Annotated in this window: 12 protein-coding genes; 8 read left to right on the forward strand and 4 right to left on the reverse strand. The window is 71.5% G+C overall.

Annotated elements, in window-relative coordinates:
• The first annotated feature begins 838 nt into the window (after positions 1–838).
• From Pth03_RS04485 to fdhA, 4 genes are all read left to right on the forward strand, one after another.
• Positions 839–1,465, forward strand: coding sequence for a Uma2 family endonuclease (locus tag Pth03_RS04485; RefSeq protein ID WP_203942814.1), 627 nt, complete (start codon positions 839–841; stop codon positions 1,463–1,465).
• Between the two features lie 56 nt (positions 1,466–1,521).
• A complete protein-coding gene (selA, locus tag Pth03_RS04490; protein WP_203942815.1) occupies positions 1,522–2,814 on the forward strand; it encodes an L-seryl-tRNA(Sec) selenium transferase in 1,293 nt (430 codons plus the stop codon).
• Positions 2,814–4,652, forward strand: a complete 1,839-nt coding sequence (locus Pth03_RS04495; RefSeq protein WP_203942816.1) for a SelB domain-containing protein — start codon at positions 2,814–2,816, stop codon at positions 4,650–4,652. Before selA ends, Pth03_RS04495 begins: the two co-directional genes overlap by 1 nt.
• A 132-nt stretch (positions 4,653–4,784) precedes the next feature.
• Complete coding sequence (fdhA, locus tag Pth03_RS04500) at positions 4,785–6,014, forward strand: formaldehyde dehydrogenase, glutathione-independent (RefSeq protein WP_203942817.1); 1,230 nt, start codon at positions 4,785–4,787, stop codon at positions 6,012–6,014.
• A gap of 2 nt (positions 6,015–6,016) precedes the next feature.
• Here fdhA and Pth03_RS04505 read toward each other — a convergent pair whose 3' ends face one another.
• The 4 genes from Pth03_RS04505 to Pth03_RS04520 are packed head-to-tail and all read right to left on the reverse strand — an operon-like array spanning position 6,017 to position 11,362.
• Positions 6,017–7,285 carry a cryptochrome/photolyase family protein gene (locus Pth03_RS04505; protein WP_203942818.1) on the reverse strand — a complete coding sequence of 423 codons (1,269 nt, stop codon included), beginning with the start codon at positions 7,283–7,285 and terminating at the stop codon, positions 6,017–6,019.
• Between the two features lie 53 nt (positions 7,286–7,338).
• The gene (locus Pth03_RS04510; protein WP_203942937.1) at positions 7,339–8,838 is read right to left on the reverse strand and encodes a cobyric acid synthase; all 1,500 of its coding nucleotides are present in this window, start codon (positions 8,836–8,838) and stop codon (positions 7,339–7,341) included.
• A gap of 27 nt (positions 8,839–8,865) precedes the next feature.
• Positions 8,866–10,665, reverse strand: coding sequence for a sensor histidine kinase (locus tag Pth03_RS04515; protein ID WP_239118754.1), 1,800 nt, complete (start codon positions 10,663–10,665; stop codon positions 8,866–8,868).
• Positions 10,655–11,362, reverse strand: a complete 708-nt coding sequence (locus Pth03_RS04520) for a response regulator transcription factor (protein ID WP_203942819.1) — start codon at positions 11,360–11,362, stop codon at positions 10,655–10,657. Before Pth03_RS04520 ends, Pth03_RS04515 begins: the two co-directional genes overlap by 11 nt.
• A gap of 138 nt (positions 11,363–11,500) precedes the next feature.
• Between Pth03_RS04520 and Pth03_RS04525 the strand changes: the two genes are divergently transcribed.
• From Pth03_RS04525 to Pth03_RS04540, 4 genes are read left to right on the forward strand one after another with little or no spacing between them, the layout of a single operon-like run.
• Entirely contained in the window at positions 11,501–12,607 is a 1,107-nt protein-coding gene (locus tag Pth03_RS04525) for a peptidoglycan-binding protein (protein WP_203942820.1), read from the forward strand.
• The gene (locus Pth03_RS04530; RefSeq protein ID WP_239118755.1) at positions 12,604–13,308 is read left to right on the forward strand and encodes an ABC transporter ATP-binding protein; all 705 of its coding nucleotides are present in this window, start codon (positions 12,604–12,606) and stop codon (positions 13,306–13,308) included. Before Pth03_RS04525 ends, Pth03_RS04530 begins: the two co-directional genes overlap by 4 nt.
• Positions 13,305–14,507, forward strand: a complete 1,203-nt coding sequence (locus tag Pth03_RS04535; protein ID WP_203942821.1) for an ABC transporter permease — start codon at positions 13,305–13,307, stop codon at positions 14,505–14,507. Before Pth03_RS04530 ends, Pth03_RS04535 begins: the two co-directional genes overlap by 4 nt.
• A 38-nt stretch (positions 14,508–14,545) precedes the next feature.
• A complete protein-coding gene (locus tag Pth03_RS04540) occupies positions 14,546–15,190 on the forward strand; it encodes a hypothetical protein (protein WP_203942822.1) in 645 nt (214 codons plus the stop codon).
• The last annotated feature ends 215 nt before the right edge of the window (positions 15,191–15,405 follow it).

Consider the following 15,405-nt stretch of genomic DNA (forward strand, 5'->3'; position numbering starts at 1 on the left):
CGCCACGGTGGCGAAGCCTGTGCCTGTGCTCACGCACACTTTCCAGTCTGGCCATGGCCCAGGGATCGACCAAGTTCGCTGAAAAGCGTAAGTGTTCGCCGCGAGAGGCACCTTTTTCCACAGTGTCGTAGGGTCGGTGCACGGCCGTATGGTGATTCTATCGGTATTATCGGTTTCCGCGAGGCATTGCCCGGTCAGTCGATTTCGTAGTTTAATTTCGCCGATACTGCCCGTTGCGGGGAACTGTTCCTTCCACAGATGCGCGACAGGCACCGCCCCGCGAAGCATTTTCAAGTGCCGCTCCAAGTGGGCGTAACCGCTGACCTGTCCTGCGGGGGACAGCGCGCTGAGCTCGGGAGCCTTGCCATCGCCGCCCGGCATCACACTTTGGAGAAAGAACCATCCGGCCGGCAACGCATTGGCGGGCGGTGCCGTCAGGGGGACCAATGCTGCCGGTAAGGCCATGGCGATGGCCAGAGCCGTTGTAATCCGTACTCGTAGGGTGCGCTTTCTCATCGATGCTCGCCTCCTCCTCAAGGGAGCGCGAGTTGCTATTGCTGTCAGCTGACTTGAAGCTGCTAGAGCAGGTTGTAGGGATACCCTTCGTTTCTTTCGCGTCACGTCGAGGCGGTCGTACCTGGCCGCTTTTTGGCTTCAAGGTGGCTGCAGGTTGAGGATCGGCGGTATAAGCAGCCCCGGTCCTGGTCCGGCGGATAGAGCTTGAGAACGGCATGCGGGCCAGGCGTGCGTAGGGCTTCACAAGGCGCCGGATGCTGCCTCCGCTGCACTCACGGCCATAGGCTTGACCGCGTCGTGCGACGGCGATGAGGAGGTGCCGGTGACGGCCCTGCCGGAAGACAGCTGGCTTCTCGGCATTCGACCGCAACCCGCGCCGGTCACCGCCGAGGAGTACGACGCCCTTTCTGAAGAGATCGCCAAGGCCATCGAGATCGTCGACGGCTATGTCGTCTACTGCGCGGTGCCCGCGCCGGATCACCAGACTTGCGCCAGGCGGCTCGCCGACATGCTGGAACGGCATGCCCGCGCCGCTATGAGCGGGGGCCATGACTGCTTCACCGTGAACACCGACGTGGATCTGCGTCTGCGGGATCTTCCCCTGCTCAACAGGCGCCCTGATGTGGCGCTCTATCGATGCCTGGACCGCGGCCGAGGAGAGCGCCTGCGCGCCGAGCACACTCTGCTCGTCGTGGAGATCGTGTCTCCCGGTTCGGAGACTCAGGACACGACCGACAAGCTCGGGGAGTACGCCAAGGCGGGTATTCCGCACTACTGGATCGTCCGGCTCGACCGCACCGGGGTGTCGATCATCGAACGTTACCGGCTGGACCGGGCGTTGATGCTCTACAAGCACACGGGCACCTTCATGAAGGAAGAGCCCGGCGGTGCTCCGACGGTCGGCACCCCGATCCTGATGGAGATCGACTGGGCCGAGCTCCAGTTTTGAGCAAGGCCGGCGACGCCGCGGCGGAGAGTGAGAGCTCCAGCACTATAAGTTGAAGTGTGGACCCACGACGACGTGTTCCTCGCACCGACGTCGTCCTCGCCGACCCACGCCTGGTCAAGGCCATGGAACGGCTCGGCCACGCGACGGTGAAAGACGCCGTGCTGGCCGCCCAGCAGCGCGTACGGCAGGGCGAGATCGAGCCCGAGGACGTCGCGGACGAGGCGCTGACGGCGCTGCCGCGCCATGCCACGAGCCTGCGGCCCGTGATCAACATGACCGGGGTGCTGCTCCACACCAATCTCGGCCGGGCGGCCTTGTCGCCTGCGGCGATCGAGGCGATGGCGGTGGCGGCGGGGCCGACCGATGTGGAGTTCGACCTGGCGACGGGTGCCCGTTCGCGGCGGGGGCGTGGAGCGCTGGACGCCCTCGCGCGGGCCGTGCCCGCCGCCGGCGACGTGCACGTGGTCAACAACAACGCCGCCGCGCTGGTGCTGGCCGCGACCGCGCTCGCATCCGGCAGGGAGATCGTGATCAGCCGGGGCGAGCTGGTGGAGATCGGCGACGGCTTCCGCATCCCCGACCTGCTGGTCTCGACCGGGGCCCGGTTGCGCGAGGTCGGCATGACCAACCGCACGACGCTCGCCGACTATCGCGCGGCGGTGGGGCCGGAGACCGGTTTCGTGCTCAAGGTGCACCCGTCGAACTTCCGCATCGAGGGGTTCACCGGCTCGGCGGGCGTGGAGGAGCTGGCCGGTCTCGGCGTGCCGGTGGTCGCCGACATCGGCTCGGGACTGCTGGAGCGGGAACCGTCGCTGCCCGACGAGCCGGACGCGACCACCATGCTCGAGGCCGGGGCCCACCTCGTCACCGCCAGCGGCGACAAGCTGCTCGGCGGCCCCCAGGCGGGGCTGATGCTCGGCCGCCACGACATCGTCGAGCGATGCAGGCGCCATCCGCTGGCCCGCGCACTGCGGGTGGGCAAGGTGACCCTGGCGGCGCTGGAGGCCAGCGTGCGCGGCCCTGCCACCCCCGTTCACCAGGCCCTTCGTGCCGACGTCACGGCGTTGTGCGCGCGCGCCGAGGCGCTCGCGGCCACGCTCGCCGAGGCGGGGGCCGACGCGAGAGCCGTACGGGCCGAGGCCACCGTGGGCGGGGGCGCGGCACCGGGCGTGTGCCTGCCCAGCGCGGCGGTGAGCCTGCCGGAACGGCTCGCCGTCCCGCTGCGCGAGGGCGATCCGCCGGTCGTCGGCAGGGTGGAGGGCGGCAGGCTCCTGCTCGACCTGCGGGCCGTGCCACCTGAACAGGACGAGGAGGTCGCACGGGCGGTGCTGGCGGCGGTGGGCGGCTGATGCACGTCGTCGCGACGGCGGGGCACGTCGACCACGGCAAGTCGACGCTCGTGCGGACCCTCACCGGCATGGAGCCCGACCGGCTGGAGGAGGAGCGGCGGCGGGGCCTGACGATCGAGCTCGGCTACGCGTGGACGGCACTGCCGTCGGGTGAGGTCGTCGCCTTCGTCGACGTCCCCGGCCATGAGCGTTTCCTCGGCACGATGCTCGCGGGGACGGGCCCGGTTCCGGCCGCGATGTTCGTGGTGGCGGGCGACGAAGGCTGGATGCCCCAGTCGGAGGAGCATCTCGTCGCCCTGGAAACCCTGGGCGTACGGCTCGGCCTGCTCGTGGTCACCCGCGCCGACCTGGCCAATCCCGGCCCCGCGATGGAGCGGGCGCGCGCCCGGCTCGCCGATGGATGCCTGCGCGACGCCGAGGCGGTGGCGGTGAGCGGGCGCACCGGCGAGGGCCTGGACGCGCTGCGGGCGGCCCTGGACCGGCTGGTGGCGCGGCTGCCCGTGCCCGACCCGGCCGCTCCCGTGCGGCTGTGGATCGACCGGGCCTTCGTCGTGCGTGGGAGCGGCACGGTCGTGACGGGGACGTTGCCCGCCGGGCGGATCGACGTCGGCCACGAGCTGGAGTTGGACGGCGAACCCGTGCGCGTGCGCGCCATGGAGTCGCTGAGCGAGCCGGTCGTCTCGGCCGTGGGGGTCGCCAGGGTGGCGCTCAACCTGCGTTCCCAGGCCGCGCCCCGGCGGGGGCATGCCCTCGTGACGCCGGGCGGCTGGACCATGACCCGCCTGGTCGACGTGCGGGTCGTCCCCGCTCCGGGCGCGGAGGGCCGGCTGCCGGGCCGGCTGACCGCCCACATCGGATCGGCCGCGGTGACGTGCGAGGTCAGGCCACTCGGGGGCGACGCCGTACGGCGCGGTGACATGGTGAGGCTGCACGGCGAGATCGTGCGGCCCCGCGGTGACATCGTGAGGCTGCGTCTGGACCGCGCGCTGCCGCTGCACGCGGGAGATCGGCTGCTCCTGCGCGACCCCGGCCGTGACGCCGTGAGCGGCACCCGGGTGATCGCGGGGGCCGACGTGCTCGACGTGCGGCCGCCCGAGCTGCGCGGTCGGGGCGCGGCGCGCCGGCGGGCGGCGGAACTGGACGCGGCAGAGCCGGAGGGCGCCGCCCTGGACGCGGGCTCCCTGCTGCGCACCCACCGGCTGCTGCGCGAACAGGACCTGCGGGCCATGGGGCACGCCCCCGCCGGGCGGCCCGTTTGCGGCGACTGGCACGCCGATCCCGCGTATTGGGCCGGCCTGGCCGTCCGGCTGGCCGAGGCGGTGCGCGGCCATGCCGCCGGCCATCCCCTGGAGCCGGGCATGCCGGTGGAGGCGGCCCGTCACGTGCTTGGCCTGCCCGACCGGGAACTGGTGACGGCGCTCGTCCGGCCCCCGCTGGCCCTGGAGGCGGGCCGGATCGTGTGCGGCCCCGCGGGGCTGCCCGCCCCGGTCGTCAGGTCCGTCGAACGGCTCGCGGCCGACCTGTCGGCGGCGCCGTTCCTCGCCCCCGAAGCCGGCCGCCTTGCCGATCTCGGGCTCGGGCCCCGCGAGCTGGCGGCGGCCGTGCGGGCCGGAGCCCTGCTGCGCGTGGCCGACGGCATCGTGCTGTTGCCCGGGGCCGACGCCGAGGCCGCGGCCGTGCTGGCAGGGCTGCCCCAGCCGTTCACGGTCAGCCAGGCCAAGGCGGCGCTGAACACCAGCCGCAGGGTCGCGGTGCCCCTGCTGGAGCATCTGGATCGGGCCGGGCTCACCGAGCGAGTCGACGACTATCACCGGATATGCCGGGTAGCTGGCCTCTGACCAGCAGGTATACCGTCGATTCACAGGGGCCGTCGTCGCCCGGGGGCCCGGTGGTGGCCGCTCGGCCGCCCCGTCCCACCCTCGCCGTCGATGGCGGCCGGGACACGTCTCGGCAAGGAAGGAACCGCCATCATGCCGGGCAACAAAGCTGTCGCCTATCAAGGTCCAGGACGCGTAGAGGTGGTCGACACCGACTATCCCGAGTTCGAACTGAAGGAAGGGCCGGGCGTGCCCCCGGCCAACGTCGGGCGCAAGATCGGTCATGGCGCGATCGTCAAGCCGGTCGCCACCAACATCTGCGGGAGCGACCAGCACATGGTGAGGGGCCGCACGACCGCCCCGCCCGGACTCGTGCTCGGTCACGAGATCACGGGCGAGGTCGTGGAGGTCGGGCCCGACGTCGAGGTCATCAAGGTCGGCGACCTGGTGTCTGTGCCGTTCAACATCGCCTGCGGTCGGTGTCGCAACTGCAAGGTGGGCGACACCCACATCTGTGAGCGGGTCAACCCCGAGCAGCCCGGCGGGGCGTACGGCTACGTGGACATGGGCGGCTGGCCGGGCGGCCAGGCGGAATACGTCCTGGTCCCCTACGCCGACTGGAACCTCCTCAGGTTCCCCGACAAGGACCAGGCGATGGAGAAGATCCTCGACCTGGCCATGCTCGCCGACATCTTCCCGACCGGCTACCACGGCTGCGTCTCGGCAGGGGTGACCACCGGGTCGACGGTCTACATCGCGGGCGCGGGGCCCGTCGGCCTGGCCGCCGCCTGCTCGGCCCGGCTGCTCGGGGCGGCCGTCGTCATCGTCGGCGACCTCAACAAGGACAGGCTCGCCCAGGCGCACACCTTCGGCTGCGAGACGATCAACGTCGCCGACGGCGACCCGGGGGAGCAGATCGAGCATCTCATCGGAGCGCCCGTGGTGGACTGCGGCGTCGACGCGGTCGGCTTCGAGGCGAAGGGACACGGGCCGGCGGCCGAGGAGGCGCCCGCGACCGTGCTCAACACGCTGATGCGGGTCACCAGGGCCGGAGGCAGGCTCGGCATCCCCGGCCTGTACGTCACCGGAGACCCCGGGGCGACGGACGAGGCGGCCAAGGAGGGTTCGCTGTCGATCCGGCTGGGCCTCGGCTGGGCCAAGGCGCACGCGTTCGTCACGGGCCAGTGCCCGGTCATGCGCTACCACCGCCAGCTGATGATGGCGATTCTCAACGACCGCGTGCGGATCGCGGACGCGGTCAACCCGATCGTGTTGCCGCTCGACCAGGCGGTGCGGGGATATGAGGAGTTCGACCACGGGGCCGCGCACAAGTACGTCCTGGATCCGCACGGGATGATCCCCCGGACGACCCGGGCGTTCTGAACTCAGACGCCGTCGAGGATCGGCGCGGGGTAGCGGGGCACCGGGTTCTTCCACGGCTCGTGGACCGCCGGCCCGGGCAGGCCCGCCAGTTCGGGGACGTAGCGGCGCACGTAGTCGCCGTGCGGATCGACCTTCTTCGCCTGGCGGAGAGGGTTGAGCACACGATTGGGCCGTGTGTCGTTCCCGGTGCCCGCCACCCACTGCCAGTTTCCGCAGTTGTTCGGGATGTCGGCGTCCAGCAGCAGGTCGTTGAAGTGGTCGGCGCCGAGCCGCCAGTCGATGCCGAGCCGCTTGGTCAGGAAGGAGCCGACGATCATTCGCAGGCGGTTGTGCATCCACCCCTCGTCGCGGAGCTGGCGCATCCCGGCGTCCACGATCGGCACGCCGGTCAGGCCCTCCCGCCAGGCCGCGAAGGCCTGTTCGTCGTCCTTCCAGTCACTGCCCCTGGACCGGTAGTCGCGCCGGGGCAGTTCGGGGAAGGCGAAGGCGACCTGGTAGTAGAAGTCGCGCCAGCACAACTGCCTGACGAACTCCTCGCCCCCCGCCCGGCGGGCCGACCGCGCCACCACCTCGGCGGGGGAGACGCAGCCGAAGCGCAGGTAGGCGCTCAGCATCGACGTGCGCTCCGGCGCCAGGTCACGGTCGTCGGGATAGCGGGCCAGGCCGCTCTTCAGCCACTCATCCAGCCGCCTCCGCCCGGCGGTCTCGCCCCCTCTGAGCAGCCCGTACGGCTCCCGCGCGGGCAGATCGCCGACGCCGATGCCGTCCGGCAGCCGGACCCGACCCGGCGGGGCGAGCACCTTGCGCCGCGGAGCGGCCGACCAGGCCCGCCAGTAGGGGGTGAAGACGCGATAGTGGTCGCCTCCGGACGGCAGGAGGTCGCCCGGCGGCACCACGGTCAGGCCGGGGAAGAGCCGAAACCCGAGCCGTCCGGCCTCGCACGCCTCCGCCAGGTGCCGCTCGCGCCGCCGTGCGAACGCGCTTACGTCGGCTGCCGCCCAGATCGCCGTCGCGTTCGCCGTGCGCGCCAGCGTGACCGCCTCGGCCACCGGGTCGCCCCGCCGTACGACGAGGTCCCCGCCGAGCGAGCGCAGCGACGACCGCAGGTCGTGCAGCGACTCGTGCAGGAATCCGGCGCGGTGGCGGGGGTCGATGGCGGGATCCAGGACGAACAGCGGCACCACGTGCCGGGCCTGCTCGCAGGCGGTCGCGAGCGCCGGGTTGTCGTGGACGCGCAGGTCCCTGGTGAGCAGCACGATGACCGTCTCCACGCCCTGCTCTTCGTACGGCTCCCGCCCAGTGGTTGCCGTTCAGTGGTTGCCGTTCAGCGGGCGTCGCCCGGCGGCAGGGAGGGCAGCCCGGCGGGTGCGCCGTTCACGATCAGGTCGAGCAGCGCGCCGGTGTCGGCGTGCCGCTCGATCAGGTCGCCCAGCGCGTCGAGTTGGCGCTCCCGTAGCGCGGCGAACGACACGTCGGGGGCGGGGACGAAGTCGTCTCTGCCCGCGGCGGCGGCGACGTCGGCCAGGAAGGCGCGGCGGAAGTCGTCGTTCTCCAGCGCTCCGTGCCAGGTGGTGCCCCAGACGGCGCCCACCCGGCAGCCGTCGAGGAACGGCTCGGCGCCGCCGTCGAACGTCACGATCCCGTGGTGGATGCCGTAGGCCGCGACCGGATGCCCGTAGGCCTCGCCGACCGGCCGGGAGAGCACCTTCTCCGCCCGGAACTCGACCGTGGCGGGCAGCAGCCCCAGCCCGTCGACCTGCCCGGCGCCCGACTCCACCTCGTCGTGGATCGTGCGGGCCATCATCTGGTAGCCGCCGCAGATGCCCAGCGTGGGTCCGCTTCTGCCGGCGACGGCCGAGGCCAGGCCCGTACGGCGCAGCCATTCGAGGTCGCCGACCGTGGCGCGCGAGCCGGGCAGCACGACGAGGTCGGCCTCGGCGATCTCGGCGGCGTCGCCGGGGGAGGAGACGAACGTGACCGAGACCCCGGGCTCGGCCGCGAGCGCGTCGATGTCGGTGAAATTGGAGATCCTCGGGTAACGCACCACGGCCACCCGCAGGGACCTGCCGGAATGGCCGCTCTGCCGGTTGCCCGGCCGGTTGTCGAGGGCGAGGGAGTCCTCCAGGTCCATCCACAGGTCGTTCACCCAGGGCAGCACGCCGAGGACCGGACGCCCGGTGAGCTCCTTGAGCGTGGCGAGCCCGGGGTCGAGCAGCTCGGGCGCCCCGCGGAACTTGTTGATCAGGAATCCGCTGATCAGGGCCTGGTCGCCGGCCTCCAGCAGGGCGAGCGTGCCGTACAGGGAGGCGAAGACGCCGCCTCTGTCGATGTCCCCGACCACGACCACGGGGATGTCCGCGGCGCGGGCCAGCCCCATGTTGGCGATGTCGCCCCTGCGCAGGTTGATCTCCGTGGGGCTGCCTGCGCCCTCGCAGACGACCACGTCGTAGGCGGCGCGGAGCCGGTGGTAGGACTCCAGGGCGACCGTCCGCAGGTGGTCCTTGTAGGCCCCGTACTCCATCGCGTCGACGTCGGCGTAGGGCTTGCCCAGCACCATCACGTGGCTGCGCCGCTCGCCGCCCGGCTTGAGGAGGATCGGGTTCATGTCCGCCGTGGGCTCGACGCCGGCGGCCTGGGCCTGGGCGACCTGGGCACGCCCGATCTCGGCGCCGTCGGCGGTCACGAACGAGTTGAGCGACATGTTCTGCGCCTTGAACGGCGCGACCCGCACGCCCTTCCTGGCCAGCCACCGGCAGATGCCTGCCGTCACCACGCTCTTGCCGGCGTCCGAGGTGGTTCCGGCGACCAGCAACGTCCCCTTCACGGTTCCTTCACGCACGGCCCAACCCTCTCAGGCGGGCAGCCGCAGCGTGAACACCGATCCCTCGCCGAGCACGCTGGCGGCCGAGACCGTGCCGCCGTGGGCCTCGGCGAGCCTGCGGACGATGGACAGGCCGAGTCCGCTGCCTCCGGTCGCCCGGGTGCGCGACCTGTCGGCCCGCCAGAACCGCTCGAAGACGTGGGGCAGGTCGCCGGGGCCGATCCCCTCGCCGGTGTCGGCCACCTCGATGACGACGTGCCCGTCCTCGATCCGGGAGCTCAAGGTCACCGATCCGCCTGGCGGCGTGTGCCGTACGGCGTTGGAGACGAGGTTGCCCACCGCCTGGCGGAGCCGTACGGGATCGGCCTGGACGCCGGGGTCGCCGTGCGCGTGGGTCGCCAGCGTGACGCCCGCGGCGTCGGCGGCTCCCCGGTGCGCGGTGGCCACCTGGGCGAGCAGGTCGGGCACGTCGACGAGCTCCTTGTGGAGCCTCAGCTCTCCCGCGTCGGCGACGGCCAGGTCGCGCAGGTCGTCGATGATGTGCTGGAGGAGCAGCGCCTCCTCCAGCAGCGACGACGTGAGCGACTTGTCGGGGGCGACGACGCCGTCCTCGACGGCCTCCAGCCAGCCGCGGATGTTGCTGAGCGGAGTGCGAAGCTCGTGCGCGACGTCGCTGACCATCGCCTTGCGCAGGTTCTCCGACTGCTCGCGCCGCTCCGACATGGAGTTGAACGCGGCGCCCAGCCGGGCGATCTCGTCCCCGCCCGTGACGGTGACCCGGGCCGAGACGTCCCCCTGCTCCATCCGCCTGGCGGCGCCGGTCAGGGCGCGCAGCGGCCTGATCAGCCGGACGCCGGCCAGGACGGTGACGGCCACCGTGGTCAGCAGCACCAGAGCCGCGACCCCGGCGATGCGGGCCTGGTTGCCGGACGACAGGTCGAAGATCGTGGAGGCGCCGCCGTCCCGGCTGCTGACGAACAGCAGGGCGGCCGGGGCCACGTAGGGCGCGAGCTGTCTCTGGCGCGCGGAGGTGACACACGCCTGCACGGCCGCACCGTCGTCGCGGGAGGACTTCTGGGGCCCGCTGGGCGCCGGGGCCGGCAGCGACGACCAGGTGAAGTCGAGATGGAGTGTCACCTCGGGCAGGTTCCGCTGCGCGAGGCAGGTGCGCATGAGCCCGCTGAGCTGGGCGAGGGCCTTGGCCTCCGTGCGGGTCGGCTCGTCCAGTACAGGTGCGGCGCATCTGCTGGACAGGTCGAGGGCCGGGTCCGACGTCTGGACGCGCGGGCGGCCGCCGGGGCTCTCGACGATCCGCGTCGTGATGGCGGGGAAGGCGTCGCGCAGGCAGGCGGCGCGGCGCTGGGCGGCCTCGCGCAGGGTGTCCCGCTCGGTCTTGGTCAGCCGGAAGGGCCCCACGGCGCGGGGGTCGATGTGGCCGGCCGGCGAACCGGTGATCAGGGAGGTGTCGAGGGCCAGCGGGTCGATGGCCGCCGTCGGCTTCGCGGGCAACATGGCCTGCCCGGCATCGGAGTCGATCAGCGGTTCGCGGTTCTCCGTGGTCAGTGTGATCCGGTGCCCGATCTGCCGGGCCAGCCGGCCCACCTCCTCGCGGGCCGCGCTCCAGTCGGAATGGGTGGCGGCGTAGCCGATCAGCGCGTCGTAGACCCGGGCGTCGTCCGTGAGCGCCTGGCCCTGTTCCTGCTGGATGGCCACGGTGGTGCTCCGCATGGTCAGCCAGGCGGTCGCCGCGATGGAGCAGACGGACACCACCACCGAGACCGCCAGCAGCCGCATGAGGAGGCTGCGACGCAGCGGCACCTCACGGCGCATCGTCGGAGGCCCTCGGCTCGTTCAGCTTGTAGCCCACGCCGTAGACGGTGACGAGCCGCGCGGGCCGCCGGGGATCGGGCTCGATCTTCTTGCGGAGGTTCATCACGTGCACGTCGACCGTACGTGAGGTGATGTAGCGGTCGAAGCCGTGCAGGTGGTCGAGGATCTGCTCCCGGGTGAAGACGCGGCCCGGCTCGGCCGCCATCAACTCCAGCACCTGGAACTCGCCGGGTGTGCACTCGACCGGCCGTCCCTCGACCGTGACCTCGTGCCTGACCGGGTCCACGGCCAGCGCGCCGACCCGCAGCACGGTTTCGCTCCTGGTCGCCGCGGCACGGGTGCGCCGTAGCAGGGTCCGCACGCGCGCCATGAGCTCCCGCGGGCTGTACGGCTTGGTCATGTAGTCGTCGGCGCCGAGATCGAGGCCCGCGAGCAGGTCGTCCTCGGTGGAGCGTGCGGTCAGCATCAGCACCGGGACGTCCGATTCGGCGCGCAGGAGGCGGCACACGTGCAGACCGTCGAGCTTCGGCATCATGACGTCGAGGATGACGACGTCCGGATGTGTGCGCCGGGCGGCGTCCAGTGCGGCTCGGCCGTCATGCACGGTGGCGACCGAGTGACCCTCGTGCTCCAAATAGCGGCGGACCAGGTCGGCCTGCTTCTCGTTGTCCTCTGCGACCAGGACATATGCGCACATAACGGCGATCCTAGGGCGGCCTGTCCGCAGCCGGGACCCGCTCATCGGACGGCCACGGGTTCCTAACAAGATCCTGACATTTCCGCCCCATCCTCATCGCCATGCCGAAACGTCAAGCGTCCGAGAAGGAGGCGTTCCGTGGCGAGAGGTGATCTCTCGGACGAACCGCGGCGAACACGGTGGAAGGGCATCACGGCCGTGGTGGTGGTGCTCGTCGCCGGGGTGACCGCAGGCGGCGTCTCGGTCGCATTGGCGGGCCGGGCGGACAAGCCGCAGACGCCGGGTCCCGAGAAGGCCCCGGTGGCGACCACCAAGGTGGCGAAGACGAACCTCTCCGACACGCGGACGCTCCCGGGGACGCTGGGCTTCGGGCTCGAACGGCCCGTGCGCGGGGCGGGCTCGGGACTGGTCACCCGGCTGCCGAAGGTGGGCGCCGCGGTCGTCAGGGGCAAGCCGCTCTACTGGGTCGACGACCGCCCCATCCTGGTCTTCTACGGCGACACGCCGTTGTTCCGCAAGCTCGACAAGGTGGGCGTCCGGGGCCGTGACGTGACCGTCGTGGCGAACAACCTGAAGGCACTCGGCTACTCCGTCGGCGTCGCATCGGCGGACCGGTCGAAACCTGGGGAGCTGTTCACCGCGTCGGTGAAGGCCGCGCTGAAGCAGTGGCAGACCGCCGCCGGGCTGGCTCCCACCGGCACCCTCGACGTCGGCCAGGTGGTCGTGCTTCCCGGGCCGGCCCGGGTGGCGTCGGTGAAGGCCCAGCTGGGGGATGCGGTCGGCGAAGAGGTGCTCACGGTCACGCCGAAGACGAAGGTCGTGACCGTGCCGGTCGACGCCGCCGACGTGGGCACTATCCGCCTGGGGGAGCGCGTGAGCGTCGCCCTGCCGGACGCCAGGAAGATCGCCGGGAAGGTCACGGCGATCGGCAGGACCGTCCAGGACGCCCAGGACGCCTCCGGCCAGACCACGGCGCAGATGAACATCACCGTCACGCCGCTCAAGAGCACCGACGTGAAGGCGCTCGACGCCGCCGGGGTGGAGGTCACCTTCACCGGCAGCGTCCGGCGCGGCGTGCTGGCCGTTCCGGTCGGCGCCCTGCTCGCCCTCCGCGAGGGCGGTTACGCACTCCAGCTTCCCGACGGGAAGCTGGTCGCGGTCGAGACGGGGATGTTCGCCCGGGGAATGGTGCAGGTCAGCGGCGACGGCGTCACCGAAGGCCTCGTGGTGGTGACGAGCTCATGACCGGCGAGCCCCTGCGCGCGCCCGTCATGCGCGTCCACCGGGCGGTCAAGGTCCACCCGGGCGGGGTGACCGCGCTCGACGACGTCTCCCTGGTGATCGAGGAGGGCGAACTGCTCTCCATCGTCGGCCCCTCCGGCTCGGGGAAGTCCACGCTGCTGAACATCATGGGCACGCTCGACCTGCCCACCAGCGGCACCGTGGAGATCGGCGGTCAGGACGTCGCCGCCCTGTCCGACAGGCGCCTGTCCGCGCTGCGCGGACGCATGCTCGGCTTCGTTTTCCAGCAGTTCCATCTGACGGACGGCCTCAGCGCCGCCGAGAACGTCACCACCGGGCTGCTCTACGCGGGCGTGCCGTACCGGAGACGCCGCCCGCTGGCCCTGGAGGCGCTCGCACGGGTGGGGCTGGCACACCGGGTCGGGCATCTGCCGCATCAACTGTCCGGCGGTGAACGGCAACGCGTCGCCATCGCCCGTGCGCTCGTCAACGAACCCGCGCTGGTGCTGGCGGACGAGCCGACGGGCGCGCTCGACACGGCCAACGGGCAGGCGGTGCTCGAACTGCTGATGAAGCTCAACGCCGAGGGCACCACCATCGCGATCGTCACGCACGACAGGGACATCGCGGCCCGCGTGCCGAGGCGGGTGGAGATCCTCGACGGGCGGATCGTGGCCGACACGCGGACGGGACGGGCCGCATGAAGGGCGCCTCGCCGGTACGGCTCACGCCCGCCGACGTGCTTCGGCTCGGCCTGCTCGGCATCCGGACCAGGAAGGTGCGGGCGGCCCTGTCCGCCCTGGGCATCTCCATCGGCATCGCCACATTGATCATCGTGACGGGCATTCCCGCGGCCAGCCACCAAGCGCTGATGAAGGAGCTTTCCGCGCTCGGGCCCGACATGCTGCGCGCCGAGCCGATGCCGAACCAGGACCCGCCGGTGCTGCTGCCCGAGTCGGCCGACCGCATGGCGGCCCGCATCGGGCCGGTCACGGTGGCGAGCGAGGTCGCCAACACCCACGCGGTCGTCGCACGCTCGGACAAGGTCGACCCCGGTGACGCCGCCGGGATCAGCGTGCTGGCCAGCCGTCCCAACCTGCTCGACGCCGTCGACGGCTCGGTGCAGTACGGGACCTTCCTCAACGCCTCGACTGAGCGGTTCCCCACGGTCGTGCTGGGATACGTCGCCGCAGGGCGCCTCGGCGTGAACCGGCTGGTGCCGGGACAGGAGCCGCCGCAGGTGTTCATCGGCGACCAGTGGTTTACCGTGGTCGGAATCCTGCGGCCCATGCCGCTGTCGCCGGAACTCGAACGCTCGGTGCTGGTCGGATGGGAGGCCGCCCGCCGGGACCTGCGCTTCGACGGGCACCCCACCGTCGTCTACGTGCAGGCGAGGGAGGACGCGCTGGAGGACGTGCGAGATGTCCTGCCCGCGACGCTCAATCCGGAGGCTCCGAGCCTGGTGCAGGTCAGCCGGCCCTCCGACGCGCTCGCGGCCAAACGTGTGACGGAGACAGCGTTCTCGGCGCTCTTCCTCGGCCTCGCCGGCGTGGCCCTGCTCGTGGGTGGCATCGGCGTCGCCAACACCATGGTGGTCTCCGTTCTCGAACGCCGCCGTGAGATCGGCCTGCGCCGGGCACTCGGCGCCACCCGCGGCCACATCCGGGCCCAGTTCCTCACCGAGTCGGTCGCGCTGTCCGGGCTGGGGGGTGCGATGGGCACCCTGCTGGGGGTTCTGGTGGCCGTCGGCTACTCGGCCTACCAGGGTTGGCCGCCGGTGATCCCGCCGGAGGCGGCCTTCGGCGGCATGGGCGGGGCGGTGGTGGTCGGCATGGCCGCCGGCCTCTACCCCTCGATCCGCGCGTCCCGTCTCACCCCGACCGACGCCCTTTCCGCACCGTGATGCCACTCATCCGCACATCCGAAGGAGACGCTCCGCTCATGACTCGACTCACCCTCGCAGGGGCCGTGAAAGGCGCCGTCGTGCTCGCCGCCGTGGCCGGTTCGCTGACGCTCACCGCGTGCGGCTCCGATTCAGGCTCCGATTCAGGCGGAGGGGCCGCGGCGCAAGAGGACCACGTTGCTTCGCTGGTCACCGCGTCCCCCAGCAGTGAGTCCGGCGGGGCCACGGGCCAACCGTCGAAGTCGCCGGATCCGGAGTCCAAGCGTCCCCAACTGCGCCTCGACAGCACGGCCGAGGAATACGCGAAGTATCGGCTCGCCTATGCCAAGTGCCTGGACGAGCACGGGCGGCCCCAGACGGCGGACGGCGAATACACGCCCGCGCAGGAGAAGGCGGAGAAGGCCGCGAGGAAGGCCTGCGCGAACAAGGAACCGCTCATGCCGCCGGAGTTCAGCCCCGAGACGAACCCCCACTATGCCGACGACGTGCGGAAAGAGGTGGCGTGCTTGAAGAAGAACGGGTTCAAGGTGCGCATCACGCCGGCCACGGGCTCCGACCCCAACGCGATCGGCTGGACCTACGAGAGCCTGCCGGGTGAGGGCGTGGACATCGAGAAGATCCAGAACCAGTGCCGGCAGGAGGGTTTCGGCGGCGGAGCCGCCCTAGGCCCCGGCCCCGCCTGAACCCCTTGGACCCTGGGGTGTGATCACCCCCTTGAGTGTGATCACACCCCAAACCCTGGGTGTGATCATGTCCCTGGGGCGTGATCATGCAGAAGTTCGCGCGGGGGTTCCCTGGCCTGCGCCAACCCTGGTCGTGATCATGCAGAAGTTCGGGGATTGTGCGGCTGGCCTGCGGAAAAGCCAATCGCGATCATGCAGTAATTCGGGAGTGATGT

The sequence above is a fragment of the Planotetraspora thailandica genome (assembly GCF_016863335.1).
Classification (GTDB): Bacteria; Actinomycetota; Actinomycetes; order Streptosporangiales; family Streptosporangiaceae; genus Planotetraspora; species Planotetraspora thailandica.

Bases quoted from the DNA above. Each gene is read 5' to 3' on its own strand.
- Pth03_RS04495 (WP_203942816.1), top strand. From the start codon at position 2,814: ATGCACGTCGTCGCGACGGCGGGGCACGTCGACCACGGCAAGTCGACG.
- fdhA (WP_203942817.1), top strand. From the start codon at position 4,785: ATGCCGGGCAACAAAGCTGTCGCCTATCAAGGTCCAGGACGCGTAGAG.
- Pth03_RS04515 (WP_239118754.1), bottom strand. From the start codon at position 10,665: ATGCGCCGTGAGGTGCCGCTGCGTCGCAGCCTCCTCATGCGGCTGCTG.
- Pth03_RS04520 (WP_203942819.1), bottom strand. From the start codon at position 11,362: ATGTGCGCATATGTCCTGGTCGCAGAGGACAACGAGAAGCAGGCCGAC.
- Pth03_RS04530 (WP_239118755.1), top strand. From the start codon at position 12,604: ATGACCGGCGAGCCCCTGCGCGCGCCCGTCATGCGCGTCCACCGGGCG.
- Pth03_RS04535 (WP_203942821.1), top strand. From the start codon at position 13,305: ATGAAGGGCGCCTCGCCGGTACGGCTCACGCCCGCCGACGTGCTTCGG.
- Pth03_RS04540 (WP_203942822.1), top strand. From the start codon at position 14,546: ATGACTCGACTCACCCTCGCAGGGGCCGTGAAAGGCGCCGTCGTGCTC.